Consider the following 25,997-nt stretch of genomic DNA (forward strand, 5'->3'; position numbering starts at 1 on the left):
TCAGATCCGGTACTCGGCAAGCAGCCGTTTGCTGATGATCGACTTCTGTATCTCGCTGGTTCCTTCGCCGATGAGCAGGAACGGCGCGTCGCGCATCAGCCGTTCGATTTCGTATTCCTTGGAGTAGCCGTAGCCGCCGTGGATGCGGAAGCTCTGTTGGGTGACCTCCGAGCAGAATTCACTGGCCAGATATTTCGCCATCCCGGCGGCGACGTCGTTGCGTTCACCGGAATCCTTGAGCCGTGCCGCGTTGACCATCATCAGATGGGCCGCCTCGACTTTTGTTGCCATCTCTGCGATTTGGAAGGCAATGGCCTGGTGTTCGGCGATCGGCTTGCCAAAGGTGTGGCGCTGCTGAGCATAACGTGCGGCAAGCTCGAATGCGCGTAGCGCCACCCCGACGGCCCGGGCCGACACGTTGACCCGCCCGACCTCGATGCCGTCCATCATCTGGTAGAAACCTTGACCCGGCACACCGCCCAGCACGTCATCGGCGCTCGCGGCGTACCCGTCGAAGATGAGCTCCGTGGTGTCGATTCCCTTGTAGCCCAGCTTGTCGATCTTGCCCGGTATCAACAGACCGGGTGCCACCTCCCCGAAACCAGTCGGCTTCTCGATGAGAAAGGCGGTCAGGTTGCGGTGCGGCGCCTCGGCACCCTCGTCGGTGCGGACAAGCACCGCAACCAAACTCGAGCTGGCACCGTTGGTCAGCCACATCTTCTGGCCATTGATGGTGTAGTCGCCGTCGCTACCGCGGGTGGCGCGAGTGCGAATCGCGGCGACGTCAGAACCCAACTCCGGCTCCGACATCGAAAACGAGCCGCGAACCTCACCGACGGCCATCCGCGGCAGGAAGCGTTGCTTCTGCGCGTCGGTGCCGTGCTGACGCAGCATGTAGGCGACGATGAAGTGGGTGTTGAGCACTCCCGAGATGCTCATCCAGCCGCGGGCCAGTTCTTCGACGCACAGGGCATAGGTCAGCAGCGACTCGCCCAGTCCGCAGTACTCCTGCGGGATCATCAGGCCGAACAGACCCATCTCCCGCATCTGGTCGACGATCGCCTGCGGATAGGTGTCGGTGCGCTCGAGCTCCGGCGCGTTCGGGATCACTTCCTTTTCGACGAATTGCCTTACCGTGGCAATGATCTCGGTCTGGAGTTCGGTCAAGCCGTATGTCTCGGCGAGTTTCGTCATGCGATGCCTTTCTTATCGGTCAGCAGGCGATCGTGTTCGCGTCGCTGAGACGCGCGATGTCGGCGGCGCTCAGCCCCAAACGGGCGCTGAGTAGGTCGGCGGTATCGCCGCCCAGTGTGGGTGCGGGTTCACCGGCGAAGTGCTTGCCGTCGAAGACGGTCGGCAACCCCGGGGCCAGGTAGTCGCCCAAGCCGTCCTGATGCAGCCGGCAGAACAACGGATTGCCGGTGACGCGTTCATCTTTGGCGGTCTCCGCGAAGGTCCGATAGCGCTCGAACAACACGCTGGTGGCCGACAACGCCGCGGTGATCTCGTCGGCCGTGTGCTCAGCGAACCAGATCCGGAACAGTCCGCTGAGCACGTCGCGATACCGGTAACGCTGGCCTTCGTCCGCGAAATCCGCACCGAGCGATTCGGCCAGCGCCGAAACCGCTGCGCCAGTACCGGATACCTCGACGAGATCGCGAAAGTGGCGCTTCGTCAGGGTCACAACCATGAACGCCGCGCCGTCAAGGCTGGTGAAGTCCTGGCCGTACTGGCCGTAGATCGCGTTGCCCAGACGCTGGCGTTCCGCACCGCCGTTCACCTGAGGCTCGGTCAGCAGTCCCAGATTGCCTGCCGTCGCCAGCGCGACGTCTTCGAGCGCGATGCTGACCTGCGCGCCGACTCCGGACTGGTCCCGTCGACGCACCGCCGCGACGATCGCCAGCGCGGCATACACGCCACAGCAGACATCCCAGGCCGGCAGCACGTGGTTGATCGGGCCGGCATGGTCGGCGGGCCCGGTGACCAACGGATAACCGGTGGCCGCGTTGACGGTGTAGTCCACCGCCGTTGAGCCGTCGTGACGGCCGGACAACTGGACGTGAATCACGTCTGGTCGTTGCGCCGCCAGCTTGTCGAACGACAGCCAGGGCAGGCCGGCAGCGTTGGTGACCACGATGCCGTCACCCTCGACGATCAGCCGCTGGACCAGATCCTGCCCCTCCGGCGACCGCATATCGATGGTCGCCGACCGCTTGCCCTTATTCAGACCGGTCCAGTAGATCGACGTACCGCTGGAAGCCAACGGCCACCGGTTGATGTCGGACGCGCCGCCGATCGGGTCGACGCGGATCACCTCGGCGCCCAACTGGCTCAACGTCATTCCGCACAGCGGCGCGGCGACAAAGCTGGAGACTTCGACGACGGTGAGGTCAGCCAGCGGCGCGCTCACTGCGGCCCGACCCGCTCGAAGACCGCGGCGAGGCCTTGCCCACCACCGATGCACATGGTTTCCAGCGCGTAGCGTGCGTCGCGCCGGTTGAGTTCACGGGCCAATGTCGCCAGCATCCGGCCGCCGGTGGCGCCCACCGGGTGGCCCAGTGAGATTCCCGAGCCGTGCACGTTCGTCCGTTCCAGATCGGCGGCGCTGAAGTCCCACTCCCGCATCACGGCAAGAGCCTGCGCGGCGAATGCCTCGTTGAGTTCGATCAGATCGATGTCGCTCAACTGCAGACCGGCTTTGGCCAGCGCACGCTCGGTGGCCGGTACCGGCCCGATGCCCATCACCTTGGGCTCGACGCCGGCGACGGCCCACGACACCAGTCGCACCAGCGGAGTCAGGCCCAGTTCCGCGGCGCGCTCCGGGGTCGTCACCAGACACATGGACGCCGCGTCGTTTTGGCCGCTGGCGTTTCCCGCCGTCACCGTCGCGTACGGATCATCCTTGAGCAGAACGGGTTTGAGCTTGCTCAACGACTCGACGGTGGTGTCGGCGCGCGGGTGCTCGTCGGCGTCGATGACGTCTTCGCCGCGGCGGGTGCGCACGGTGACCGCAACGATTTCCTCGGCCAGCAGGCCGTCCTTCTGCGCGGCGACCGCCCGCTGGTGCGACATCACCGCAAGCTCGTCCTGTTCCTGGCGCGAGATGTTGTATTGGCGCCGTAGATTTTCCGCGGTTTCCAGCATTCCGCCGGGCACCGGGTAGTGCCGGCCGCCGGCCGTGCTGCGCCCGCGCGCCAACCCGTCGTGCACCTGAACGCCGCGGGCACCTCCCCACCGCATATCGGTGGAGTAGAACGCGACGTTGCTCATGCTCTCCGCACCGCCGGCCACGACGACGTCGTTGTCGCCGGAGGCAACCTGAAGGCAGGCCTGGATGACGGCCTGCAGTCCCGACCCGCAGCGACGATCGACCTGCATGCCGGGCACCGTCACCGGGAGTCCGGAATCGAGCGCGACGACGCGTCCGATCGCCGGCGCCTCGCTGTTCGGGTAGCAGTGCCCGAGGATGACATCCTGCACCGCATCGGCCGGAATGCCGGTGCGCTCGAGCAGCCCGGTCAGCGCGGCCACCCCCAGCTCAACAGCACTCTGCGACTTGAACATTCCGCCGTAACGCCCGATCGGGGTCCGGACGGGCTCGCAGATCACGGCCTCGCGGGTGCTCACAGGTGCCTTCCGCCCGTCACCTCGAGGACGGTTCCGGTCATGTACGACGACAGATCCGACGCCAGGAACAACGCGACACTGGCGACCTCGCTGGGCTCACCGGCGCGGCCCATCGGCACCTCGGCGACCTTCGAGTCCCAAATCCGTTGCGGCATGGCCTCGGTCATCGCCGACCTGATCAGCCCGGGCTGAATAGCGTTGACCCGCACACCGAGGTGGGCGAGTTCCTTCGATGCCGCCTTGGTCATGCCGACGATGCCGGCCTTGGCCGCCGAGTAGTTGGTCTGGCCGACCATGCCGACCTTCCCGGAGATCGACGACATGTTCACGATCGAGCCGCGCTTGTTCTCCCGCATCACCGCCGCAGCTTTGCGCAGCCCGTTCCAGGTGCCCTTGAGATGCACGGCGATCACCTGGTCGAACTGCTCCTCGGTCATCTTGCGCATCGTAGCGTCACGGGTGATGCCGGCATTGTTGATCATGATGTCGAGCGCACCGAAGCCGTCGATCGACGCACCGATCAGCGCGTCGACGTCGTCACCGGATGTCACGTCGCAGCGCACCGCTATCGCGACGTCGTCGCCGCCCAACTGCTTGGCTGCCGCTTCGGTCGCCTCGAGATTCACGTCGCCGAGCACCACGCGGGCGCCCTCGTCGACGAATCGCTGCGCGATGGCGAGACCCAGTCCCTGGGCTCCGCCGGTGATGACTGCGGTCTGACCGGTCAACAACGACACACGATCACCGTCCTCCTTGTGTAGTACTGACCCCCACATCTTCGCACATCATATTTCATATATGATCAGGGTCCGGGTGGCTCCCGATAGTCGCCCGCCTCGCCGGAGAAGGAGCGTTGATCCCATGCCCACTGCTGCCGTCGACGACGACGATTTCCAGCAGATCCTCAAGCAGACCCGGCAGTTCGTGCGTACCGTCGTGGTGCCGCGGGAGCCGGAGATTCTCGCCAACGACGAAGTACCAGAAGATCTTCGGGACCAAGCCAAAGAGATGGGGTTGTTCGGGTACGCGATTCCGCAGGAGTGGGGCGGGCTCGGTCTCGATATCACCCAGGACGTCGAGCTCGCGATGGAACTGGGCTACACCTCGCTGGCGCTGCGCTCGATGTTCGGCACCAACAACGGCATCGCCGGCCAGGTCCTGGTCGGCTTCGGCACCGACGAACAGAAGGCCGCCTGGCTGGAAGGGCTGGCGTCGGGCAAAGTCGCGTCGTTCGCGCTGACCGAGCCGGGTGCTGGATCAAACCCGGCCGGGTTGCGCACCAAAGCAATTCGCGACGGATCGGGTTGGCTGATCTCCGGCGAGAAGCGGTTCATCACCAATGCTCCGGTGGCCGATCTGTTCGTGGTCTTCGCCCGAACCCGACCGGCTGACGACGACGGGCCGGGCATCGCCGTCTTCCTGGTACCCGCGGACGCCGATGGCGTCGAGGTCGGCACAAAGGACGCCAAGATGGGGCAGGAAGGCGCCTGGACCGCAGACGTGCGCTTCACCGACGTCCGCGTCTCGGACAGCGCCCTGATCGGCGGCAGTGAAGACATCGGGTATCGGGCCGCGATGACGTCGCTGGCCCGCGGGCGGATTCACATCGCCGCGCTGGCCGTGGGTGCCGCGCAGCGGGCCTTGGACGAATCCGTGAACTACGCCGCGACCGCCACCCAGGGCGGCACCCCAATCGGCAATTTCCAGTTGGTGCAGGCGATGATCGCCGACCAGCAGACCGGCGTGATGGCCGGTCGTGCACTCGTCCGCGAGGCCGCCCGACTCTGGCTCACCGAGCAGGACCGCCGGATCGCCCCGTCGGCGGCGAAAGTGTTCTGCACCGAAATGGCTGGCAACGTCGCCGATCTCGCCGTTCAGATCCACGGCGGCAGCGGCTACATGCGCGAGGTACCGGTGGAGCGCATCTACCGCGACGTCCGGTTGCTGCGACTGTACGAGGGAACCAGCGAGATTCAGCGGTTGATCATCGGCTCGAATCTGGTTAAGGCAGCGTTGCGGAAGCAGTGACGGTCGGGTGCTATCGTCCGCGTTACAGTGACCTTTACGATATGGAGCCCACATGACCGGTCGCCTGGCGGACAAGGTGGCTTTCATCACCGGGGCAGCGCGCGGCCAGGGACGCGCGCACGCGGTGCGGTTGGCCCGCGAAGGCGCCGACATCATCGCGGTCGATATCGCAGGCAAACTCCCCGCATGTGTGCCCTACGACTCGGCGACTCCCGAAGACCTGGCGGAGACGGTTCGGCTCGTCGAAGCCACCGGACGCCGAATTATCGCGTCGGCGAACGACATTCGTGACTTCGACGGCCTGCGCGAGGCGGTGGACGATGCGGTGGCCTCGCTGGGCCGGTTGGACGTCATCGTCGCCAACGCCGGGATCTCGTCGCCGCAGGCCTGGAATGAGATCACGCCCGAGTCGTTTCGCGACGTGCTCGACGTCAATGTGACCGGGACGTGGAACACGGTGATGGCCGGCGCGCGGCAGATCATCGACGGCGGGCGGGGCGGGTCGATCATCTTGATCAGTTCGGCTGCCGGCCTCAAGATGCAGCCGTTCATGGTGCACTACACCGCGAGCAAGCACGCGGTGACCGGGATGGCCCGCGCATTCGCCGCCGAACTGGGCAGACATTCGATCCGGGTCAACAGCGTGCACCCCGGTCCGGTCAACACCGCGATGGGCGGCGGCGATATGGTCGCCGCTGTGACCAAGGCCAACGAGGCCATTCCGCAGATGGCGCACGTCCTCACGCCGTTCCTGCCGGAGTGGGTGGCTCAGCCCGAAGACATCGCCGATGCGGTCTGCTGGCTGGCCAGCGATGAATCACGCTTTGTCACCGCGGCGGCGGTTCCCGTCGACCAGGGCTCGACTCAGTTCTGACCTGCCGCCGCACTGCTTTTCTTCACGGCTCGGCCGATGAACGCCACTTGGTGATCGACGACCTTGTCGAACCAGTCATGGCCCGGCCAGACGTCGAAGTGGTCGCACGGGTAGTGGTGGACCTGAGCTCTCCCCCGCTCGGCCACCTTGGCGACCGAACCGGCCGGGACGAAACGATCGAAGTCGGCGATCTGCACGAGCAGCGGACAGCGCAGTCTTCTTGCCGCACTTGACGATCGCACCCGCGCGAGCTGGAGCCCGACTCCCGCATCGATCTCGTTGCGCCACGTCGGGCCCGCCATCGCCAGGTAATTCTCGTAGGCGCCGGGCAAAGTGAGCGCCCCCGCCTCGCCGGGCTTGCCCACGACCGGCATCAACGTGGGGCTGCCACCCATGGCCGCGGCGATGCGGCCTTTCACCCCTGCGGCAGTCCAGCGCATCCCGGAAATGAGGTCACGCTGCGCGACGGCCAGCCGACCGGTAGCCAGCCCGCTGGTCAGCGGCGTCAACGCGATGACGGCGGCGATGTCATCGCGATCTGCCGCGACCCGCAATACGTGCCCGCCGGAGAACGAAACGCCCCACAGAATGACCTTGTTGGCGTCGACGTCCGGCAATCGCTGCGCCGCGGCCACCGCTGCCCGATAGTCGTCGAGTTGACCGACAACCGAGACCGTCTGCCGGGGTTGACCTTTCGACGCGCCGAAGCCGCGGTAGTCGAACGCGAGCACGTCCACACCCGCGTCGCTTAGCCGTTCGGCGAACGGCTCGAGACCCGAGTCCTTGGTGCCGGCGATGCCATGTGCCATAACCACGACGGGTCGGCCGGCTGGACCAGCGCCATGGAAATGCCACGCGTCGCAATCGGTGTCACCAGAGCGGAATGTCACCGAGGTGTATGTCATACGCGCACCGACTCAGCAGTTCGAGCGTTGGCCCGCTTGATGCCTGCGGGTAGCTCGCGCGCCCGAATGTCATGCTCGTAGTAGAAATAGTCGACCTGCTGGGTGTGCCGTGGCCGATCGGTGCAGTGCCCGGTGTGCAGCTGCTGGTCGGAGTCGATGACCCGTTCCATCTCGGCGACCGACGGCAAGGCGTAGCGGCCGACGGCGTATGCCGCCAGCAGCCGCGCTTGGCACTCGACGAACGGGAACAACGTCGGGACCGCCTGGGCGAATCCGACGAAGGCCAGATCGTTGAAGCCGGGCTTGAACATTCGCTTGTACAGCCGAATTTGGTTTCCCGGTGCACTGATCAGGTCCGGGTCGAAGAACGGGAAGGTGATGTTGTAACCGGTTGCATAGATGATCGCATCGAACACATCGCTGGTGCCGTCCTCGAAATGGACGACGTCGCCGTCGAGAAGCGACACGTTCGGCTTGGGGATCACGTCGCCAGAGCCGAGCCGCAGTGGTAGCTCCACCGATTGGGTCGGATGTGCCTCGAAGAGTTTGTGATTCGGCTCGGGCAGTCCGTAGAGCCGCGGATCGGTGCCCATCAGCGGCATCAGCACCTGAACCGCCTTACGTTGCCATGACAGTGGCAGATACGGCGTCGTGCGGAACAGCTTGTCGCCGGGTCTGCCCGCGATGTACTTCGGCACGATCCACGCGCTGGAACGCGTCGACAGCGTCACCCGGTTCTGCAATGCTCGCGACGACAGTTCGACGGTGATGTCGGCCGCGCTGTTTCCCAGTCCTACCACCAGGATTCGTTTACCGGTCAGCTCTGCGGGAGTCTGCGGGTCGATGTAGTAATGCGAGTGAATCGCCTGTCCGGTGAAAGTGCCGGGAAAGTCCGGCCACCGTGCATCCCAGTGATGCCCGTTGGCGACCACGAGCATGTCGAATTGCAGGGTGCTGCCGGCCTGGTCGTCGATTTGCCAACCCCCACCGCTGTTGCGGCGGGCGTGCACGACACCGTTGTTGAACTCGATGTGCTCGAGCAGACCGAAGGTGTCCGCGTAGGCATCGAGGTATGCCTTGATGTCCGAATGGTGCGGGAACTCGGGATAGTCCTCGGGGATCGGAAAGTCCTTGAACGACAACCGATGCTTCGAGGTGTCGATATGCAAGGAGCGGTAGGCGCTGCTGCGGCCGTTCGGATTGCCGAAGGCCCAGTTCCCGCCGATCCGATCGGACATCTCGAACGTGGTGTACGGCACGTCGTAGTCGCCGAGCATCTTTCCGGCGGTAAGTCCGCTGATGCCGGCCCCGATCACCGCGACACGCGGCCTGTCGGTCACGGCGTCGCCGCCTGCTGCGACGCGTACTGGCCTACAAGCTCTATGGTGCCCAATTCGCGGATCGCCCGGCACCCGCGAGCCAGCATGGTCAGCACCATGTCGTCGCCGCGGTCGGTGGCAGTCGCGAAGGCGAATCCGAGAGCCGAGATCAGCAGCGCTTGCAGCATGCCGAGTCGGTAATCCCGCCAACAGGTTTCGCGATCGTAGTCGGTGACGCCGTAGCCGAGAAGAGCCCGGTGGTACTCGTCGACAAGGTCGTGCTCGATCGACGCGCGCAGCTCCGGCTTGAGACTGGTTGCGGTGAAGTAGGCCAGATCTCGTGCGGGCAGCCCCACGCCGAGCGTCTGCCAATCCACCACCGTGACCCCGGCGGCGTCGGGGAAGAAGAGCAAGTTGTCCAGGCGGTAGTCGCCGTGCAAGAGGGCGAATCGGTCGTGCTCGGCGAGCAACCAGGGCGTCGTCAAATCCATTGCGGTGGCGAATGTTTCTCGATCGGCCGCGGTCATGCGATCGCCGAGTTTCTCGAGGGTGATCTCGACGCTCATCCGCGCGACCTCGCCGAGGCCGCCGGCCGAGGCCGCGTCGGGCCGGGCGAAGGCGATGCCGGGAAACTCCAGCCAGACCGGGTCGCACCAGCTCGGGCCGTGCAGTCCGGCCAGCGCGGTGACGACCAGTCGCGCTTCGCGTTCGTCGCAGCCGGCGATCTGATCGCCTTGGGCGGCAGGTGCCTGATCGGCAAGCAGCAGCGCGTAATCCAGCGCATCGTCGCTGATCTCGCAGTAGAAGCACTGCGGTGTCGGCACCCGCACCCGGTCGGCCACTCCCGTGTAGAAGGCGCATTCGCTGCGATAGCCGATGGCCACCCGGTCACGAACGGTGTCGTCCTGCGCAGGCAGCTTGATCACGAAGGTCTCAGGCAAGCGGCCCGGGTTGTCGGCGTAGGTGACCGACACGCGGTAGGTGGCTCCGGTCTGGCCGGTGCCGATCGCGACCACCTGTACATCGGACAATTCCGCGTGGGCGTCGCCGCGGTTCAGCACGGTCGAGAGCCACTCACGGGTGACGTCGTCTGGATATCGGGGAATGGACATCGGGATATTCGCCCCTTTGCGCGCTGAGGACCGATCAGCCGGCCCGACCGATGGGACAACTGTAAGGCATTCGACAACTGCCGCGCGGAGTTGTCCAGATTCCCGGGCCGCACATTGTCGGCTCGTGTCAGGCGGGGGTGAACACCGCGGTGGATTCCGTGCGGCCCCGCAATTCCGTCTCGCCGTTGGCGTCCCAGTGCCGGCGCTCGGCGGCGTCGGCTCGTTCGATCGCCGACGCCGAGGCGACGATCCGCTGATCCAGCGTCTTCGCGAAATCGGCCAGGCGTGCCGCCTCATTGACGGCGTCGCCGACCACTGTGTATTCGTATCGGTTTTCCGCACCGATGTTTCCGGCGAACACCGGACCGGCCGAGACACCGATCCCGAAGTCGACCATCGGGAGCCGTCGCAGTTGGTCGCGCAGCAGTCGCGCGGTCGCCAACGCGGACGACGCGGCGCCATCGGAGGCCAGCGGCGCTCCGAAGATCGCCAGCGCGGCATCGCCCTGGAACTTGTTGATCAGCCCGTTGTGGTTGTCGACGGCGCTGACGACGATCCGAAAGAAGTCGTTGAGTATTCGGGCGACCTCCTGCGGCGGTTGACTCGCGGCCAGTGTCGTCGAACCCACCAGGTCGATGAAAAGGATTGCGGCATCCCGCACATCGCCCGACAGCGTGGTGCCCTCCTCGATCGCCCGGCGTGCCACGTCTGCGCCGACGTGCCGGCCGAACAGGTCCCGCAGCCGGTCGCGTTCGCCGATGCCGGCGACCATACGGTTGAATCCGCTTTGCAGACGGCCGATTTCGGACTTCTCATAGACCCCGACGGAGGTATCGATGTGGCCTCGCTCGACCTGCGCCATCGCGTCGACAACCTCGCTGATCGGGTCCGATATCGATCGGGACGTCAAAATCATCACCGGGAGCCCGATCAGCAGCGCGACGAGCGTCACCACCAGAATAGGCATCTCGACCGAGCCGGTGTTCTGCATGATCCACCCGTTGGAGCGAGTCAGCACCAGGCCCACGATCGCCAGGCAGGGCAGCCCGCTACCCAGTAGCCACATGCCCACGAGTCGGGTCAGGACGCGGGGCGCGACCACAACGCCGTCGGAACCCTGCGTTGCCGCCAGCAGAATGGGCCGAAGCGATCGCTGCGTCAGCAGCAGGCTGAGGGTTGCCGCCGCGGTGCCGCCGAATACGACCGCCAACACGGTCGGGACCGCAAGAACCCTCAGCCCGTCGAGATTTGCCGCGAGGTAGATCAAGCCGCTGGATGCCCATACCGCCGCCAGGATCATCGATTGCCGGCCGAGAAGGCGCATGGCCGTTCGCCGCTGATCGGCATCGGGTTGCTGCCCGCTGACGTACCAGCGCAGCACCGGAACGAGATTGGCCACACCACCGACGGCGACGACGACGGTTCCCAGAACGACGACCGCCGTCGCAATGATCAGGCTGCGCGCAGTGAAGTAGACCTGCGCGTCGCCGGCGAACTGACCGTGCAGCGGCACGACGATCGCCGCGGCATCAGCGGTCCCGATCAAGTGACCGCCGGCAAGACCGGCCGCATAGCGGATGGCCAGGTTGCGGCCGATCGTCCGGTGCGCTTGTCCGGCTTCGGTCACTGACATACGGTAGCCCGCCGACGATGCACGCCGGCACGGCGTGCGGAGGAGGCGGGCAGAGGTAGGTCAGACGGCGGGGTAAGCCACCGACTTGATCTCGGTGTACTGGTCGAATCCGGCCACGCCGTTCTGGCGACCGATTCCGCTTTCCTTGTAGCCGCCGAATGGGGTGTCGGCAGCGTACCCAGCACCACCGTTGACGCCCATGAAGCCGGCCTTGATGCGGCGGGTCACCGACAGCGCGCGCTCGAGGGAACCGGCAAACACGTTGCCGGCCAAGCCGTACACGCTGTCGTTGGCGATCCGGATCGCGTCCTCTTCGTCGTCGAACGGAATGACCGAGAGCACCGGGCCGAAGATCTCCTCCTGCGCGATGGTCATCTTGTTGTCGACGTTGGTGAAAAGCGTTGGCCGGACGTAGTAACCCTTGTCGAAGCCGGTCTCCGCGCCGGGGCCGCCGACCAGCGCTGTGGCGCCCTCGTCAACACCCTTCTGGATGTAACCGTTGACCCGGTCCAGCTGCCGTTGCGAAATCACCGGCCCACACAGGGTTCCGGGATCCTGCGGGTCACCACATGTGACGTTCTCGTAGATGTTCTTCAGGATCTCGACACCCTCGTCATAGCGCGACCGCGGCAGCAGCAGCCGGGTCGGGTTGGCGCAACCCTGGCCGGCGTGCATGCACGGCGCGATGCCGACCATGCACGCCGTGCCGAAGTCCGCGTCCTCCAGGACGATGGTGGCCGACTTGCCGCCGAGCTCGAGGAACAGCCGCTTCATGGTGGCCGCGCCCTTTTCCATGATCCGCTTGCCGACCACGGTCGAGCCGGTGAACGAGATCAGGTCGACCTTCGGCGAGAGCGTGAGCTCTTCGCCCACAAAGTGATCCGACGCGGTGACGACATTGACGACACCGGCGGGGATGTCGGTCTTCTCGGCGATCAGCCGGCCCAGCCGGTTCGCGTTGAACGGGGTGTTCGGCGCGGGCTTCAGCACCACGGTGTTGCCGCTGCCCAGCGCCTGGCCCAGCTTGTTGAGGGTGACCTCAAAGGGGAAGTTCCACGGCACGATGGCGCCGACCACACCGACCGGCTCCCTCCACACCTTGATGGTGGTGTTTGCGCCGGTGAGGCTGATGACCCGGTCCCCGAGGTCGGTCTCCCAGGCGTACGAGTCAATCAGCCGGGCCGGGTACTTCAGCCCGTCCGCCAGCGGAGCGTCCAATTGGGGCCCGTAGGTGATGGCCCGGGGCGAGCCGACCTCGAGGATCAGCTCCTCGCGCAGCTCGTCGATCTCGGACTCGATCGCCTCGTGCAGCTGCAACAGACAGCGCTTGCGCAGCTCCTTGTTGGTCGACCAGTCGGTCTCGTCGAACGCCCGCCGGGCGGCGTCGATGGCCCGGTGCATGTCCTCCTTCGACGCGTCCGAAACCTCGCCGAGCGACTCCTCGGTCGCCGGGTTGATGTTCGTGAAGGTGCCGGCCTGGCCCTCGACCAGCTTGCCGTCGATCATCATCTTCGGCTCGAACCGGACCTTTACAGTTTCAGTCATGTCTGTCGCTCTCTCGTTGATGGGACGCTGAGCACGGCGCCGGTCGCAGAATACTATGGAGAGCCTTACCGGAATGCTCCCGGTTGGCAAGCTTTTCCGCGCCGGCCCTTGTTGACCAAATATCTGTTCCACCGTAGAGTTCGGCATTGACCCAAGTCAATCGCCCTGACTCAATAGGAACCGTGGATTTCTCTTACCCACCAGAGGTGGAACAGGTTCGCAAGGAACTGCGTGCGTGGCTGGCCGCGAACCTGACCGACGACGTCATTGCCGCCAACCGCGCGCGTGGTCGCGACGAGGCCGCCTTCCAGACACTTCGCGCGTGGAACGCGACGATGGCCGACGCCGGCTGGGCCGCGGTGTCGTGGCCGCAGGAGTACGGCGGTCGCGGCGCGGGAGTGCTCGAGCAACTGGTCTGCGCGGAGGAGACCACCCGTGCCCGGGTGCCGGTCCACCTCAATGTGATCGGGATGAACAACATCGCTCCTGCGCTCATGGAGTACGGGACCGAAGAACAAAAGCGCACCCTGCTCCCCCGGATGATGCGCGCCGACGACATCTGGTGCCAGGGCATGTCCGAACCGGAAGCCGGCTCCGACCTCGCCTCGCTGCGCACCCGCGCGGTGCGTGACGGCGACGCGTTCGTGGTCAACGGCCAGAAGATCTGGACCTCGCTTGGGCATCGGGCCGACTGGTGCCAGCTGTATGTCCGCACCGACCCGGACGCACCGAAACACAAGGGCATCTCGTGTCTGATCCTCGACATGTCGTTGCCCGGCATCGAGGTTCGGCCACTCGTCACGCTCAACGGCCAGGCTGATTTCGCCGAGGTGTTCTTCAACGACGTGCGGGTGCCTACCGACGCGTTGCTCGGCCCGGTGAACGACGGCTGGAAGATCGCCACCACGACACTGAGCTACGAACGGGCCGGCGCCGCGCGGCTGTACACCGAGATGCACGAGCGCCTGACCGAGCTGGTCGCCGACCTCGCCGACGTCCGGATTGACAATCGACCGGCGCTCGAGGACGCCGTAACCCTGCGGCGCCTCGGCGAAATCGCTTTGCGCATCAAGTATCTCGAGGTGCTGTGCAAACGGTCGATCTCGGCGATCCTGTACGGCGGCGACGCATTCGGTTCAGCCAGCCTGGCCAAGACGATCTGGGGTGAGGTCGGCCAGGAGATCGCAGCGCTGGCCTTCGACCTGCTCGGGTCGCACCCCGACGGGGCTCGATGGGTCGACTATCGGCTGACGTCGCGGTCACTGACCATCGCCGGCGGGACGACGCAGATCAACAAGAACATCACCGCCCAGCGGGTTCTGGGGTTGCCGCGATCATGAATCTCGAGTTGACCGACGAGCAGGTCGCGCTGCGCGACACCGTGCGAAGTTTTCTCGCCGAGAAGGCGTCGATCCCCGGGCACGTCCGTCCGTTGCTCGAAGACGAGACCGGGATGACCGATCAGGTATGGCGTGGGCTGGCCGACTTGGGCGCTACCGGCCTTCTTGTCCCGCCGGAATGCGACGGCGCCGGTATGACGATGGTCGAGGCCGGCATCGTCGCCGAAGAACTCGGCGCCCGGCTGCATCCCGGGCCGTGGCTGTCCAGCGCCGTCGCGTCGACTCGTGCGCTGTCGCGCTTCGGGGTGGACAGCAGTCTCGCGGCCCGATGGCTCACCGGGATCGCCGACGGCTCGACGATCGTGACGGTTGGACCGCTGGACGGTGTTCGCCCCAGCGTGGTCGAACGCGGCGATGACGTGGTGTTGTGCGGCCAGATCGGCGCTGTTCCGGATGTCGCCGCCGCCGACCTGCTCCTCGTTCTCGCTGACGATTCAAGTGGCACAGGCCTTTTCGCGGTCCACACCGCCGGCATCGACGTGACGCCGCGGCCCGGCATCGACCCGACCCGCAAGCAGTTCGACGTCCGCCTCGAGGACACGCCCGCGCAACGCCTCGCGACGGCGACGCCGGATGCGGTCGAGGCGCTGATCGACGACGTCATCATCGCCCGGGCCGCGGACGCCCTCGGCGCCGCACGCGCCATCCTCGACCTCGTTGTGGACTACGCGAAGGTCCGCCGGCAATTCGGTCAACCGATCGGCGCGTTCCAAGCGGTCCAGCATCTGTGCGTCGACATGTACGAAAGTGTCGAGTTGGCGCGCAGTGGGGTGATTCACGCACTGTGGGCAGCCGACGCCGCAGACCGCGCCGAAAGACATTCAGCTGCGTTGCGAGCCAAGGGTTTTGCAGGACAATTGGCCGCGGTCGCCGACACCGCCATTCAGGTCTTCGGCGGTATCGGCTACACCTGGGAACACGACGCGCACCTCTATCTCAAGCGCCTACTGGGCTGGAGCGTGTTCCTCGGAGGGCCCGACGGCTACCTCGTGCAGTTGGGTGCCGAGTTCGCCGAGTCGATAAATCGCTGAAAGGCAAAGGACACGACGATGATCGACTTCAAAGACCAGGTGGCGATCGTCAGCGGCGCGGGCCGCGGCCTTGGACGGCTGTACGCACTCGAGTTGGCGCGCCGCGGGGCGGCGGTGGTGGTCAACGACCTCGGCGGCTCCATGCATGGCGACGGGGCCGATGCCAGCGTCGCGGATGCGGTCGTCGACGAGATCGAGCGCGCCGGCGGCGTCGCGGTGGCCTCACACGATTCGGTCGACAGCCCAGAAGGCGGCGAAGCGATCGTGAACACCGCGATCGAGCGATTCGGCCGGCTCGACGCGGTGGTGAGCAACGCAGGCATCTTCAACAGCGTGCCCTTCGACGAACTGTCGCAAGACGACTGGCGGCGCATGCTCAGCGTGCACCTGGACGGCGGTTTCTATCTGAGCCAGCCCGCGTATCGAGCGATGAAGAAAGCGGGCTATGGGCGATTCGTCTTCATCTCCTCCTCGGGCGGAATGTTCGGCCAGCCGCTGGAAGCCCACTACGCCGCGGCGAAAGCCGGCCTGGTCGGCTTGGCCAACGTCATCGCGATCGAAGGCGCCGAGCACGGCATATCAGCCAACACCGTTCTCCCGTTTGGCTTTTCACGCATGGTGACCGAAACGGTCGGCGATCCGAAAGCGTTGGAGGAAACCGGGTTCCTCAAGTTGATCCAACCGGAGCTGGTGGTGCCGATGGTCGTATACCTGGCCAGTAGGGCCTGCGAGTTCAGCCATCAGAACTACTCGGCCTGCGCTGGGCGCTTCGCGCGCGTCTTCGTGGGCCTCGGCGCGGGTTGGCTCGCCGAGGCGGGCACCACCCCGACGGCGGACGACGTCGCGGCACACCTGTCGGACGTGTCGGCGACCGAGCCGTTCACGGTGCCGGGCTCGATCTTCGAAGAGGTTTTCGCCGTTTGCGATCGCCTCGGCGTCAACGTGTTCTCCTAGCAACGCCCTTCCGCACCGTTCAAGCTGCACCGTTGACCAGCAGCAACCTGGTAGCGTTCGACCAAATAGTTGGGTCGGTTGTCTCCGGACCGGAGGTGTCGTGGGGCTTCAGCAACCAGCCGAGGCTGCAGCCACAGGAGACTCTGCGCGCCTAGACTTGCGCGATGCCGATCCGTTGGAGCGGACCACTCGACCCGGGCGTACCCCGATGACACCTCGGGCACGAGGTGCTCGCCGGACCCTCCCCGATCCGGCAAACAGCCGCGGAGGCGCTTACGACGACGGCACCCGCCGGACCGAAATCCTGCAGACGGCGGCCACCCTGATCGCATCGTCGGGCCTGCGGACCTCGCTGCAGGAGATCGCCGACGCCGCGGGCATCCTGCCGGGAAGCCTGTATCACCATTTCGAATCGAAAGAAGCGATCCTCGTCGAGTTGGTGCGGCGGTATTACGCCGACCTCGACCGGATCGGCGAAATCGCCCACGAGAAGCTGGACAAGTCCGACTCGCGCTCTGCCGCAGACAAGATCGTCGAGCTGGGATCGGCGATCGCGCGTTGCGCCGTCGAGCATCGCGCCGCGTTGCAGATGTCGTTCTACGAAGCGCCGAACGCGAACCCCGAGCTCGTCGAACTGCTGCAGAACCCGCCCACCGCAGTCCAGCAGGCGATGCTGCAGACCCTGCGCGCCGGACGATGGAGCGGCTTCATTCGATCCGATATCGATCTGCCGACGCTGGCCGACCGGATCTGCCAGACCATGATGCACGTCGGACTCGACATCATCCGTCACACCGCCGGCGCGGACGAGACCGCGATCGTCTTGTGCCACATCATGTTGTACGGCTTGGCCAGTCGACCGCTGTCCGACGAAGAACTGGATCGCTCCAGTGCGTTCGCAACGGCCGAGGCCGCAATCAAAACCTGGGCTGACGAAAGTGACGCCGACGCCAACGACAAGGCCGCCCATGTCCGTGCGGTGGCGCGGGCCGAGTTCGGCAGAAAAGGCTACGAAGTCACCACGATTCGAGACATCGCGTCGGCAGCGGGTCTGGGCACCGGGACGGTGTACCGGCTGATCGGATCCAAGGACGAACTTCTCGGCTCGATCATGGAATCGTTCGGCGTGAAGGCCGGCGGTGGATTCGCCAGCGTGCTGCGCACCGACGCGACGGCGGCAGAAAAGCTCGACGCGCTCAGCTGGGTCAATATCAATGCGCTGGACCAATTTCCCGACGAGTGGAAGATCCAGCTCGCGTGGATGCGCCAGTCGCCGCCGGACACCCCTAACCCCGGTTTGGCGTTCACCATGCGGCTGCGGCAACTCAAAACGCTGTTGTCGGAGGGCATTCAGGCGGGCGACATCCGGATCGAGGGTGCGCCGTCGCTGGCGATGCTGTCGCGCTGCGTGATGGACATCCTGTGGATGCCGGAGAACATCGTGCGCGCTCAGGGCACTCGCGCGGCGTTGATCATCTCCCGCGACACCGTGGTGCGGGGCGCCGCCAACCGGTAGGGGCACCTGGCATCCCCACCCGCCTAGCGCCACCAAATAACTGTTCCGATAAAGTGCACCGAAGCCTTTACCGTTGGCTTTCCGAGAGAGGATTGAAATGACTGGTATCGAGCAGTTCCGCTACGACGGCAAGCGGGCGCTGGTAGTTGGAGGTGCCACCGGCATGGGTGCCGCGGCGGCCAAGATCGTCGGCGACCTCGGAGCTGAGGTCATCAACCTCGACTACGCGCCGGTCGACCCCAGCCTGGGCCGCGGGATCCAGGTGGACCTGCGCGACCCCGCGTCGATCGACAGCGCGCTCGACCAGGTCGGCGGCCCCGTCGATGCTCTCTTCTCCGCCGCCGGCATCGCCGACGGTCCTGACCTGATGAAAATCAACTTCATCGGTCACCGCCACGTGATCGACCGACTGATGAACAGCGGCCAGCTGAACCGCGGTGGGGCCATCTGCTTCATCTCCTCGGTGGCCGGCATCGGATGGGAAACGGACCTGCCGCGGTTGCAGGAGTTTCTGGCCACGCCCGACTTCGAGTCAGCGGACGCCTGGGTCAAGGCACACGAAGCGGACAACTTCGGGCACTACGGCACCAGCAAGCAAGCGATCAACGCCTACGTCGCCACACACGCATTCCCGTTCCTGGCCAAGGGCGTTCGGATCAACGCGATCTGCCCCGGTCCGACCGACACTCCCCTCGCCCGTGCCAACGCCGACCTGTGGCTGTCCTTCGCGCAGGACTACCGCGAAGCCACCGGCACCGAGACGCACACTCCCGAGCAGATGGGCAACGTGATGGCGTTCCTCAACAGCCCAGCCGCGGCCGGGATCAATGGCGTGACGCTGCTGGTCGACTACGGCCACGTCGCCTCGTCGAACGTTGGAACGTTCGCGGCCGGCAAGCCGATCATCGACCTGCTGATGGGCCGGATATCACTCGGCTGACCCATCGCGGACGTTTCCGTCCCCAATCGGCCGCAGGCTGATAGAAACAGGCCTGCGACGACTACACGGAGGTGCCCGGTGAGACGACGGCTTGTCACCGCGGCAGCGAGCGCGTCCTTGGTGGCCGCGCTCTGCTCGGGATGCTTCATGCACGACACCAAGGTGGCGCAGAAGACGGCCCGGATCACGGTCGACAACAACACCCGGGTCTCGCACGCTGTGTCGTGCAGCCAGGTGGACTGGACGCTGATCGCGAACATCAGCGCCGCGCCCGCGAACGTCCGCGTCATCGTCAAGCTGGAACCGGAGAAACCCAAGCTGGAGTCGGTGCATTTCGACAACTTCGCAGGTTTCTCCGGCGTCGCGAACGCGGGAGCCGGCGACACGAAAATCCACTTCGCGAACGACACCTACACCGTCACTGGCACCGCTGAAGGAACTCAGTTGAACGATCCTCGCGTATCGGTGACGCAACCGTTCAAGATCGAAGTGGGCTGCTGACCGACGCCGTTCAATCGCGGCATTCGCGCGTTTGGCGAATGCGCTTTTTGACGCTCATGACATTAACTGAGTTGATGCCAGAGTTGCAGAAGATAATCAAAATGACTGTCGCCGCAAAACCCACAGGGTCGAGTTTGCGCAGCTAGAGGGCCTGCAACAACGAAACACGCTCGTACTTGCGTTTGAAACCATTGTTCGGGGGCTATTCGCCATTCGCGTGTTTGCAACTCGAAGTGAGTATGCAATCGGACAGCAGATAATCGAGAAGGAGCCCATCGTGAGTTTCACTACGACCGCAATGAAGACGGCGATCGGCGCCGCGGGAATTACAGCGGTAAGCCTCGTCACGGCAGGAAGTGCCGCTGCCGCGCCGAACATCCAGGGATTCGGCACCAGCGAGCCTTTGATCGACGGCCCGATGGTCACCAACTACACGGTGAGTAACCTGCAGCCCAGCACCATCTCGATCCCCGGTTACACACCTAAGGGGACGCTATACCAGGCGGACGTGACCGTCCGGTCCGACGGCGGGGTCGTCACGCCGCAGGTGCGAGACTTCAGCGCTCGCGGCCCGAACGGCCAGACCTACAAGCTGATCGACAATGTCCAGGCGCCGAATGGACTGAACCCGGCCCCGATCGCGCAGGGCAGCGAGTCGAAGGGCACCCTGTACTTCGATGCGACAGGTGCGCCGCCGAACGGCGTGGTCTACAACGACGGACTGCAAGACATCCTGATGTGGACCTCCAACGTGCCCGGGTCATCGATGCCGGGTCAGCCGAGCAATGCAGTCCCTGCACCGGGCCAGCCGAGCAACTCCGGCCCGGCACCGGGCCAGCTTCCGGCCCCGGCGACCACCTAAGTCGCTGACTGACTGGTTCTGCCCTCGCCCACCGACCGGGCGGGGGCAGAACTTTGTGGTGCACTCCCCAGGTGACGAATGATCTTCCGGGGCAACGACGTTCATCGACACCGCGGTGCAGGAGTTCAACGAGAACGAAGGCGGCTACTCGTCTTCGTCGTCGAGCGGTGGCTGAAGTTCTTGGGCGGGAGGCGAGTTCTGCAGCCATCTCCTGAGCCGCAGGAGGCCGTTGGCCAGGATGCCGATGGCCAGCAGGACCAGGAGCACGACGATCACGGCGGTCACGCTGTCAATGGTGACAGGTCGACGCTCGGGCTCCTACGAAATCTGCGCCATCACCGGGGCGGCCTGCTCCGGGCACTGCACGCGAATGGTGTTGCCGGTCAGGGTGCCGGCTTTGGTCGCGGTGTAGCCGCGGGCCTCGAGGCTGGTTTCGATGGAGGCGAGGCTGGTGCCGGACCGCAGGGCCCCGCAGATGTCGAAGTTCGTGTCGATGCTCGCGGCGCGGGCCGGCGCGGCGATGGCGAGCGCGGCAGCAACACCGGCCAAGGCGGCCGCGGCGATACTCGCAAGGACCACCAGCTTCTGGACGTTCGGGTAACGGTGCTGGCGGGTGCTCACGGTCTGCGACATGTCGGCCTCACTGGTTTCGGGTTTAGTAGCCGTTGTCGTCCACAACGCCGCAGCGGCCCGGATGCTGCCCGATCGTGATCCGTTTCACTCGGCAGCGGATCCCGCCTTGACGCCTCACACCTCGATCTGCGCGAGGGGCGCGTTGCGGGACAAGCGATTCGGTGCCGTGCGCTGCATCGGCGGCGGCGGCCGACCGGCCATATCAGGATTGCAATTCCGCACACGCCGACGGGACGCAGATCGACGCAGTCACTCCGTCGCGTGAGTGCGGGCGGAGGGATTCGAACCCTCACGCTCTCTCGAGCACCGGCACCTAAAGCCGGCATGTCTGCCGTTCCATCACGCCCGCAAGCCCCACGAGCGTAGCGCCCTCCTCGTCCCGCGAGGCTCTGGTGGTCCCGGGCGTCGCCGCCACCTGGTAGTACCTTCTAGGGGTGTCCACTACGCGTCGTCGCAGGCCCGCGCTGATTGCGCTGGCGCTGCTGGCGGCCAGCGGCTGCCTCGCCCTGGGCTGGTGGCAGTGGACGAGGTTCGAATCCGCGTCGGGCACCTTCCAGAACCTCGGCTATGCGCTGCAATGGCCGGCTTTCGCCGGATTCTGCGTCTACGCGTACTACAAGTTCGTCCGCTACGAAGATGCGCCGCCGGAGCCGCGGGACGATCGCATCGTGACCGAGATTCCGGACGGACTGCTGCCCGAGCGACCTGAAGCCGCACCGCACAACAACGATGACCCGGCTCTCCGCGAGTACAACGCCTACCTGGCAGACCTTGCCAAGGCGGACAACGACAACGATCGTCGACAGAACAGGACCACCGCATGACCGCGCCCGGACAGAACATCCGGACCCCACTGCTCGCTTACCGCGTGATGGCGTGGACGACGGGTCTGTGGCTCATTGCCCTGTGCTACGAGATCGTCTCGCACGTGGTGTTCCATCACGAAATCCGTTGGATCGAAGTCGTTCACGGCTGGGTCTACTTCATCTACGTCCTGGCGGCGTTCAACCTGGCAATCAAGGTCCGTTGGCCGATCGGCAAAACGGTGGGTGTGCTTCTCGCGGGCACGATCCCACTGGTCGGCATCATCGTCGAGCATTTTCAGACCAAGGACGTCAAGGCGCGCTTCGCGTTGTGAGTCAAGCCTATTCGGCGAGCTCACGCAGAGCCGGCAGCAACATCGCGAGCGCGCGACCCCGGTGCGAGGCGGCGTCTTTCTCCGCCGAAGTCAGTTGCGCCGCAGTGCGATCCTCGCCTTCCGGAACGAAAATTGGGTCATAGCCGAAACCCGCATTGCCGCGAGGATCCCGCGCGATCACGCCGGGCCACTCGCCCCGAACGACGACCTCCCCCGCGCCGGACACCAACGCGCACGCCGATACGAACGCTGCGCCACGGCGCTCGTCGGGCATATCCCGTAACTGCGCCAACAGCAGAGTCATGTTGGCCGCATCATCGCCGTGCCAGCCCGACCACCGCGCCGACAACACACCCGGCATGCCGTTCAGCGCAGTCACTTCCAACCCGGAGTCATCGGCGACGGTCGGCAACCCGGTCGCGTTGAACCCGTCGCGCGCCTTGGCGAGTGCGTTGTCTTCAAATGTCGCACCGGTTTCCGGAGCTTCATCGAACGGCGGCACGTCGTCCAGCGACATCAGCGTCAGCCCGGACAGCGCGGCGGCGTCCAGCACCCGGCGTAGCTCGGCCAGCTTCTTCGGGTTACGGCTGGCCACCAACACGCGTGTCATAGGCGCCGCTCCTCCTCATCGCTGCGCTCTGCGTCGTCGCCGGCGGAAGTCATCTGCGTCGCTCCTCCTCATCGCTGCGCTCTGCATCGTCGCCGGCGGAAGTCATCTGCGTCGCTCCTCCTCATCGCTGCGCTCTGCATCGTCGCCGGCGATCAGCTTCCGAACGCCTTCTGCGGCGCGGCCCCTTCGGGCAGCACACCCGGATACGGCAACGCAAGCGCTTCGCTCTGAACGGCGAATAGTTTCTCGCAGGCACCTTGCGCGGCGTCGAGCATCTTGTCCAGCGTCGACCGCGGGAAGGTGGCGCCTTCGCCGGTGCCCTGGACCTCGACCAGCGTGCCGGTGTCGGTGGCCACCACATTCATGTCGACCTCGGCGCGAGAGTCTTCCTCGTAGGGCAGGTCGACCCGCACCCGGCCGTCGACGACGCCGACGCTGATCGCGGCGATCGCGCACGACAGCGGCCGCGGATCGGAGAGCTTGCCGGCCGCGGAAAGATAGGTCACCGCGTCGGCCAGCGCGACGTACGCCCCGGTCACCGCCGCGGTGCGGGTACCGCCATCGGCCTGCAGCACATCGCAGTCGATCGCAATCGTGTTCTCCCCCAACGCCGCCAGGTCGATGCACGCCCGCAGCGACCTGCCGACCAACCGGCTGATCTCCTGCGTGCGTCCAGACGGCCGGCCTTTCACCGATTCCCGGTCGCTGCGCGTATGGGTGGCCGACGGCAGCATGGCGTACTCCGCGGTCAGCCAGCCCAGCCCCGATCCTTTGCGCCAGCGCGGCACCCCCTCGGTGACGCTGGCGGTGCACAGGACTTTGGTCTGGCCGAATTCGATGACCACCGAACCTGCCGGGTGCGAGGTGAACCCGCGGGTGATCGTTACCGGTCTGAGTTCGTCGTCGAGGCGGCCGTCTTCTCGTTTTGACACGCCGCCAACCCTAGCGTGGCGACGATCCAGAGCGCGTAGCGCTCGAGTGCCCGGCTGGCGGGGCGCTCGGCGCCGAAAGCCCGTCTGGCCGGGCGATCAACCCTAGCGTCCGCTCAGGAGCGCGCGACGTTGAACGTCTCGCCGCACACCACCGCGTGCACCGGGCCGTCGAATTCGGCCTTGGCCTCGCTGATCACGTCCTCGCGCGACGTCCACGGTGGGATGTGGGTGAGCAACAACTCGCCCACCCCGGCCGCGGTTGCGATCCGGCCGGCCTCGGTGCCCGACAGGTGCAGGTTGGGTGGCCGGTCGGGAGAGTGGGTCCACGACGCCTCGCACAGAAAGACGTCGGCGCCGCGGGCCAGGTCGATCACCGCGTCGCAGTAACCGGTGTCTCCGCTGTAGACGAACGTCGCCCCGGCCGGGTCGGTGATGCGCATGCCGTACGACTCGGTCGGATGGCACACCAGCCGCGGTGTGACGCTGACGGCGCCCAACTGCACGGCTTCACCGTCGACCCAGTGCCGGACGTCGAAGATGTCGGAGCAGTCGTCGATCTCACCGCCGTATGGCGACGACGCCGCGCCGAGCCGCGACCAGGTATCGCTGGGCCCGTACATCAACGCCTTACCGGCCGGCGGCGACGGGTGATAGCGGCGCCAGACGAACAGCCCCGGTACGTCGAGGCAGTGGTCGGCGTGCAGATGCGACAACAGAACCTGCACCGATCCCGGGTCGGCATGCCGCTGCAGTGCGCCGAGTACCCCTCCGCCGAAGTCGATTACCAGCGGTGGAGTGTCGTCAGCTCTCAGTAGGTAACCCGATGCCGGCGAATCCGGGCCAACGACGCTCCCAGAGCAGCCCAGCACGGTGATTCGCACGGTCACTACTGTGCCATGCCCAGCGCATTGATGGCCAAAACATCCGCGCCTTACTGACGAGTAAGGTCACCCGGCGCGGCGATGTGACGGTGCACCGGTTCGACGCCGGTAATCGCCGGCCCCAGAAACCGCGACGCGAGTGCGAGAAACGCCTCCGGGTCGCCAGTCGCCTCGAACGACCGACGCGGCGGGGATGCAGCCGGGCGATCCGGATGAGGGTGCAGCAGGTCACGCTCGGTGAGCACGCGCAGCAGTTCCTTGGCCGTCTCCTCGGCGCTGGACACCAGCGTGACGTTGTCGCCCATCGCGAGCTGGATCAGCCCGGACAGCAGCGGATAGTGGGTGCAGCCCAGGACCAGCGTGTCGACGTCGGCGCGCTGCAGCGGCTCGAGGTAGCCCTCGGCCAGCCCGAGCACCTGCCGACCGCTGGTGATGCCACGCTCGACGAAGTCGACGAACCGTGGGCAGGCCACCGCGGTGATCTCGGTGTCGCGGGCGGCGGCGAACGCGTCCTGATACGCCCCCGAGGCGACGGTCGCCTGCGTGCCGATCACGCCGATGCGACCGTTGCGGGTGGTGGCGACCGCCCGTCGTACCGCGGGCAGGATGACCTCGACGACGGGGACGTCGTAGCGCTCCCGCGCGTCGTGCAGGCAGGCTGACGACGCCGAGTTGCACGCGATCACCAGCGCCTTGACCCCGCGATCGACCAGGTCGTCGCCGATGGCCAGCGCGTGCGCGCGGATCTCGGGAATGGTGAGCGGACCGTACGGGCCGTTGCCGGTGTCGCCGACGTAGACGATGTCTTCGTCGGGCAGTTGGTCGATGATGGCGCGGGCGACCGTCAGCCCGCCGACGCCGGAGTCGAACACCCCGATCGGCGCCAATGCGTCAGTCACGGCGTCGCTCCTAGCCGGCGACGCTGCCGGGCATCACGTTCCGGTCTGGACAACAGGTAGGCGGCCAGCACCCCGGCGATGCCGCCGCAGAGATGGCCCTGCCAGGACACCCCTCCGCACACGTTGAGCACCGGCACGGCCCCCCACAGCACCCCGCCGTAGGCGACCAACACCAGAACGCCGACCAAGATCTGCCAGCCCGAGCCGATGAAGAACCCGAACACCAGCAGGAAGGTCAGCCAGCCGAAGATCAGCCCCGAGGCGCCGATGTGGTCGCTCTCCAGGCCGCAGGACGATCCCCAGTTGCCGATCAGCCAGGTGCCGAGGCCGCCGACGATCCAGATGATCGCCGTCGCCCAGAAAAACCGGGCCAGCCCGGCCAGCGCGACCAGGAAGCCCAGCACCAGCGCAGGCCCGGTGTTGGCCGCCAGATGCGCCCAGTTGGCGTGCAACAGCGGTGCGAAGAGAACGCCCCACAAGCCGTCGGTCTCCATCGGGCGGATGCCGTAGTCGTCCAGGTGGTGCCCGTCGATCTGGTCGAAAAGCTCGATGACGTACAGCAGCGCCACGAAGCTGACGATGGTCGTTCCGGCGACCACCCAGCCGGAACGCTTCTTCGGCCGCCGTGCCGGTGTCGGCGTGTAGTTGCTCATCCCC

27 protein-coding genes, 1 tRNA gene and 1 pseudogene are annotated in these 25,997 nt (G+C 65.9%); 11 read left to right on the plus strand and 18 right to left on the minus strand.

Annotation, left to right across the window (positions count from 1 at the left end):
* From G6N27_RS08425 to fabG, 4 genes are all read right to left on the minus strand, one after another.
* The gene (locus tag G6N27_RS08425; RefSeq protein ID WP_163775927.1) at window positions 1–1,194 is read right to left on the minus strand and encodes an acyl-CoA dehydrogenase family protein; all 1,194 of its coding nucleotides are present in this window, start codon (window positions 1,192–1,194) and stop codon (window positions 1–3) included.
* A gap of 19 nt (window positions 1,195–1,213) precedes the next feature.
* A complete protein-coding gene (locus G6N27_RS08430; RefSeq protein ID WP_232065024.1) occupies window positions 1,214–2,341 on the minus strand; it encodes a CoA transferase in 1,128 nt (375 codons plus the stop codon).
* A gap of 65 nt (window positions 2,342–2,406) precedes the next feature.
* Complete coding sequence (locus tag G6N27_RS08435; RefSeq protein WP_232065025.1) at window positions 2,407–3,564, minus strand: acetyl-CoA C-acetyltransferase; 1,158 nt, start codon at window positions 3,562–3,564, stop codon at window positions 2,407–2,409.
* 59 nt (window positions 3,565–3,623) lie between these two features.
* Window positions 3,624–4,403, minus strand: coding sequence for a 3-oxoacyl-ACP reductase FabG (fabG, locus tag G6N27_RS08440; protein ID WP_163775930.1), 780 nt, complete (start codon window positions 4,401–4,403; stop codon window positions 3,624–3,626).
* Between the two features lie 85 nt (window positions 4,404–4,488).
* Here fabG and G6N27_RS08445 point away from each other — a divergent pair, with 85 nt between their 5' ends.
* Together G6N27_RS08445 and G6N27_RS08450 are read left to right on the plus strand one after the other, a co-directional pair.
* On the plus strand, window positions 4,489–5,655 hold the full coding sequence (locus G6N27_RS08445; RefSeq protein ID WP_163775931.1) for an acyl-CoA dehydrogenase family protein: 1,167 nt from the start codon (window positions 4,489–4,491) through the stop codon (window positions 5,653–5,655).
* A 52-nt stretch (window positions 5,656–5,707) separates the two neighbouring features.
* Window positions 5,708–6,529, plus strand: coding sequence for a mycofactocin-coupled SDR family oxidoreductase (locus tag G6N27_RS08450; protein ID WP_163775932.1), 822 nt, complete (start codon window positions 5,708–5,710; stop codon window positions 6,527–6,529).
* Here the strand turns inward: G6N27_RS08450 and G6N27_RS08455 are convergent.
* The 5 genes from G6N27_RS08455 to G6N27_RS08475 form a co-directional block, all read right to left on the minus strand.
* The gene (locus tag G6N27_RS08455) at window positions 6,520–7,434 is read right to left on the minus strand and encodes an alpha/beta hydrolase (RefSeq protein WP_163775933.1); all 915 of its coding nucleotides are present in this window, start codon (window positions 7,432–7,434) and stop codon (window positions 6,520–6,522) included. The two genes, G6N27_RS08450 and G6N27_RS08455, sit on opposite strands and share 10 nt — an antisense overlap.
* Window positions 7,431–8,711, minus strand: a complete 1,281-nt coding sequence (locus G6N27_RS08460) for a flavin-containing monooxygenase (protein WP_232065026.1) — start codon at window positions 8,709–8,711, stop codon at window positions 7,431–7,433. The genes G6N27_RS08455 and G6N27_RS08460 overlap by 4 nt, the downstream gene beginning before the upstream one ends.
* Before the next feature lie 59 nt (window positions 8,712–8,770).
* Window positions 8,771–9,865, minus strand: a complete 1,095-nt coding sequence (locus G6N27_RS08465; protein ID WP_163775935.1) for a phosphotransferase family protein — start codon at window positions 9,863–9,865, stop codon at window positions 8,771–8,773.
* A 127-nt stretch (window positions 9,866–9,992) separates the two neighbouring features.
* A complete protein-coding gene (locus G6N27_RS08470) occupies window positions 9,993–11,498 on the minus strand; it encodes an adenylate/guanylate cyclase domain-containing protein (protein WP_163775936.1) in 1,506 nt (501 codons plus the stop codon).
* A gap of 60 nt (window positions 11,499–11,558) precedes the next feature.
* Window positions 11,559–13,043, minus strand: coding sequence for an aldehyde dehydrogenase family protein (locus G6N27_RS08475; protein ID WP_163781525.1), 1,485 nt, complete (start codon window positions 13,041–13,043; stop codon window positions 11,559–11,561).
* Between the two features lie 182 nt (window positions 13,044–13,225).
* Between G6N27_RS08475 and G6N27_RS08480 the strand changes: the two genes are divergently transcribed.
* The 7 genes from G6N27_RS08480 to G6N27_RS08510 all read left to right on the plus strand — a co-directional run bounded on the left by G6N27_RS08480 (window position 13,226) and on the right by G6N27_RS08510 (window position 20,247).
* The gene (locus G6N27_RS08480) at window positions 13,226–14,383 is read left to right on the plus strand and encodes an acyl-CoA dehydrogenase family protein (protein WP_163775937.1); all 1,158 of its coding nucleotides are present in this window, start codon (window positions 13,226–13,228) and stop codon (window positions 14,381–14,383) included.
* Complete coding sequence (locus G6N27_RS08485; RefSeq protein ID WP_163775938.1) at window positions 14,380–15,474, plus strand: acyl-CoA dehydrogenase family protein; 1,095 nt, start codon at window positions 14,380–14,382, stop codon at window positions 15,472–15,474. The genes G6N27_RS08480 and G6N27_RS08485 overlap by 4 nt, the downstream gene beginning before the upstream one ends.
* Before the next feature lie 18 nt (window positions 15,475–15,492).
* Window positions 15,493–16,428: an SDR family NAD(P)-dependent oxidoreductase gene (locus tag G6N27_RS08490; RefSeq protein ID WP_163775939.1), complete on the plus strand. Its 936-nt coding sequence runs from the start codon at window positions 15,493–15,495 to the stop codon at window positions 16,426–16,428.
* Between the two features lie 208 nt (window positions 16,429–16,636).
* A complete protein-coding gene (locus G6N27_RS08495) occupies window positions 16,637–17,944 on the plus strand; it encodes a TetR/AcrR family transcriptional regulator (RefSeq protein WP_163775940.1) in 1,308 nt (435 codons plus the stop codon).
* A gap of 97 nt (window positions 17,945–18,041) precedes the next feature.
* Window positions 18,042–18,884 carry an SDR family oxidoreductase gene (locus G6N27_RS08500; RefSeq protein ID WP_163775941.1) on the plus strand — a complete coding sequence of 281 codons (843 nt, stop codon included), beginning with the start codon at window positions 18,042–18,044 and terminating at the stop codon, window positions 18,882–18,884.
* Window positions 18,885–18,962: 78 nt separating this feature from the next.
* Window positions 18,963–19,385 (plus strand): lipoprotein LpqH, encoded by a 423-nt coding sequence (locus tag G6N27_RS08505; protein ID WP_163775942.1) that lies wholly within the window; start codon window positions 18,963–18,965, stop codon window positions 19,383–19,385.
* A gap of 298 nt (window positions 19,386–19,683) precedes the next feature.
* Window positions 19,684–20,247: an MPT63 family protein gene (locus G6N27_RS08510; protein ID WP_163781527.1), complete on the plus strand. Its 564-nt coding sequence runs from the start codon at window positions 19,684–19,686 to the stop codon at window positions 20,245–20,247.
* A gap of 144 nt (window positions 20,248–20,391) precedes the next feature.
* On the opposite strand, the gene G6N27_RS08515 is transcribed toward G6N27_RS08510, so the two are convergent.
* From G6N27_RS08515 to G6N27_RS08525, 3 genes are all read right to left on the minus strand, one after another.
* Window positions 20,392–20,532, minus strand: coding sequence for a hypothetical protein (locus tag G6N27_RS08515; RefSeq protein WP_163775943.1), 141 nt, complete (start codon window positions 20,530–20,532; stop codon window positions 20,392–20,394).
* A gap of 33 nt (window positions 20,533–20,565) precedes the next feature.
* The gene (locus G6N27_RS08520; protein ID WP_163775944.1) at window positions 20,566–20,880 is read right to left on the minus strand and encodes a DUF732 domain-containing protein; all 315 of its coding nucleotides are present in this window, start codon (window positions 20,878–20,880) and stop codon (window positions 20,566–20,568) included.
* A 266-nt stretch (window positions 20,881–21,146) separates the two neighbouring features.
* Window positions 21,147–21,229, minus strand: a tRNA-Leu gene (locus G6N27_RS08525).
* Between the two features lie 85 nt (window positions 21,230–21,314).
* On the opposite strand from G6N27_RS08525, the gene G6N27_RS08530 reads away from it, so the two are divergent.
* Both G6N27_RS08530 and G6N27_RS08535 read left to right on the plus strand, forming a co-directional pair.
* Window positions 21,315–21,704: a hypothetical protein gene (locus G6N27_RS08530; protein WP_163775945.1), complete on the plus strand. Its 390-nt coding sequence runs from the start codon at window positions 21,315–21,317 to the stop codon at window positions 21,702–21,704.
* Window positions 21,701–22,018, plus strand: coding sequence for a DUF3817 domain-containing protein (locus tag G6N27_RS08535; RefSeq protein ID WP_163775946.1), 318 nt, complete (start codon window positions 21,701–21,703; stop codon window positions 22,016–22,018). The genes G6N27_RS08530 and G6N27_RS08535 overlap by 4 nt, the downstream gene beginning before the upstream one ends.
* Before the next feature lie 7 nt (window positions 22,019–22,025).
* Here G6N27_RS08535 and rdgB read toward each other — a convergent pair whose 3' ends face one another.
* The 6 genes and pseudogenes from rdgB to G6N27_RS08560 all read right to left on the minus strand — a co-directional run bounded on the left by rdgB (window position 22,026) and on the right by G6N27_RS08560 (window position 25,993).
* Complete coding sequence (gene rdgB, locus G6N27_RS08540) at window positions 22,026–22,628, minus strand: RdgB/HAM1 family non-canonical purine NTP pyrophosphatase (protein WP_163775947.1); 603 nt, start codon at window positions 22,626–22,628, stop codon at window positions 22,026–22,028.
* A gap of 66 nt (window positions 22,629–22,694) precedes the next feature.
* Window positions 22,695–22,768: pseudogene (locus G6N27_RS25670) on the minus strand (hypothetical protein); the annotation flags it as partial.
* Between the two features lie 12 nt (window positions 22,769–22,780).
* Entirely contained in the window at window positions 22,781–23,560 is a 780-nt protein-coding gene (gene rph / locus G6N27_RS08545; protein WP_163775948.1) for a ribonuclease PH, read from the minus strand.
* Window positions 23,561–23,673: 113 nt separating this feature from the next.
* Window positions 23,674–24,447, minus strand: coding sequence for a cyclic nucleotide-degrading phosphodiesterase (locus G6N27_RS08550; protein ID WP_163775949.1), 774 nt, complete (start codon window positions 24,445–24,447; stop codon window positions 23,674–23,676).
* Window positions 24,448–24,491: 44 nt separating this feature from the next.
* Window positions 24,492–25,340 carry a glutamate racemase gene (gene murI / locus G6N27_RS08555; protein ID WP_163775950.1) on the minus strand — a complete coding sequence of 283 codons (849 nt, stop codon included), beginning with the start codon at window positions 25,338–25,340 and terminating at the stop codon, window positions 24,492–24,494.
* Window positions 25,337–25,993, minus strand: a complete 657-nt coding sequence (locus tag G6N27_RS08560) for a rhomboid family intramembrane serine protease (RefSeq protein ID WP_163775951.1) — start codon at window positions 25,991–25,993, stop codon at window positions 25,337–25,339. Before G6N27_RS08560 ends, murI begins: the two co-directional genes overlap by 4 nt.
* Window positions 25,994–25,997: the final 4 nt, after the last annotated feature.

Origin of the sequence: Mycobacterium cookii (assembly GCF_010727945.1) — a bacterium.
In the GTDB taxonomy this organism is placed as follows: domain Bacteria; phylum Actinomycetota; class Actinomycetes; order Mycobacteriales; family Mycobacteriaceae; genus Mycobacterium; species Mycobacterium cookii.

What these genes read in the sequence shown, in the direction of transcription:
- G6N27_RS08470 (WP_163775936.1), bottom strand. Translation starts at nt 11,498, where the DNA reads ATGTCAGTGACCGAAGCCGGACAAGCGCACCGGACGATCGGCCGCAAC.
- G6N27_RS08475 (WP_163781525.1), bottom strand. Translation starts at nt 13,043, where the DNA reads ATGACTGAAACTGTAAAGGTCCGGTTCGAGCCGAAGATGATGATCGAC.
- G6N27_RS08430 (WP_232065024.1), bottom strand. Translation starts at nt 2,341, where the DNA reads ATGACGTTGAGCCAGTTGGGCGCCGAGGTGATCCGCGTCGACCCGATC.
- G6N27_RS08445 (WP_163775931.1), top strand. Translation starts at nt 4,489, where the DNA reads ATGCCCACTGCTGCCGTCGACGACGACGATTTCCAGCAGATCCTCAAG.
- rdgB (WP_163775947.1), bottom strand. Translation starts at nt 22,628, where the DNA reads ATGACACGCGTGTTGGTGGCCAGCCGTAACCCGAAGAAGCTGGCCGAG.
- G6N27_RS08535 (WP_163775946.1), top strand. Translation starts at nt 21,701, where the DNA reads ATGACCGCGCCCGGACAGAACATCCGGACCCCACTGCTCGCTTACCGC.
- G6N27_RS08500 (WP_163775941.1), top strand. Translation starts at nt 18,042, where the DNA reads ATGACTGGTATCGAGCAGTTCCGCTACGACGGCAAGCGGGCGCTGGTA.
- G6N27_RS08510 (WP_163781527.1), top strand. Translation starts at nt 19,684, where the DNA reads ATGAAGACGGCGATCGGCGCCGCGGGAATTACAGCGGTAAGCCTCGTC.
- G6N27_RS08485 (WP_163775938.1), top strand. Translation starts at nt 14,380, where the DNA reads ATGAATCTCGAGTTGACCGACGAGCAGGTCGCGCTGCGCGACACCGTG.
- G6N27_RS08520 (WP_163775944.1), bottom strand. Translation starts at nt 20,880, where the DNA reads ATGTCGCAGACCGTGAGCACCCGCCAGCACCGTTACCCGAACGTCCAG.
- G6N27_RS08495 (WP_163775940.1), top strand. Translation starts at nt 16,637, where the DNA reads ATGACACCTCGGGCACGAGGTGCTCGCCGGACCCTCCCCGATCCGGCA.
- G6N27_RS08450 (WP_163775932.1), top strand. Translation starts at nt 5,708, where the DNA reads ATGACCGGTCGCCTGGCGGACAAGGTGGCTTTCATCACCGGGGCAGCG.
- G6N27_RS08455 (WP_163775933.1), bottom strand. Translation starts at nt 7,434, where the DNA reads ATGACATACACCTCGGTGACATTCCGCTCTGGTGACACCGATTGCGAC.
- G6N27_RS08460 (WP_232065026.1), bottom strand. Translation starts at nt 8,711, where the DNA reads ATGCTCGGCGACTACGACGTGCCGTACACCACGTTCGAGATGTCCGAT.
- G6N27_RS08490 (WP_163775939.1), top strand. Translation starts at nt 15,493, where the DNA reads ATGATCGACTTCAAAGACCAGGTGGCGATCGTCAGCGGCGCGGGCCGC.
- fabG (WP_163775930.1), bottom strand. Translation starts at nt 4,403, where the DNA reads ATGTGGGGGTCAGTACTACACAAGGAGGACGGTGATCGTGTGTCGTTG.
- G6N27_RS08425 (WP_163775927.1), bottom strand. Translation starts at nt 1,194, where the DNA reads ATGACGAAACTCGCCGAGACATACGGCTTGACCGAACTCCAGACCGAG.
- G6N27_RS08560 (WP_163775951.1), bottom strand. Translation starts at nt 25,993, where the DNA reads ATGAGCAACTACACGCCGACACCGGCACGGCGGCCGAAGAAGCGTTCC.
- G6N27_RS08465 (WP_163775935.1), bottom strand. Translation starts at nt 9,865, where the DNA reads ATGTCCATTCCCCGATATCCAGACGACGTCACCCGTGAGTGGCTCTCG.
- G6N27_RS08435 (WP_232065025.1), bottom strand. Translation starts at nt 3,564, where the DNA reads ATGTTCAAGTCGCAGAGTGCTGTTGAGCTGGGGGTGGCCGCGCTGACC.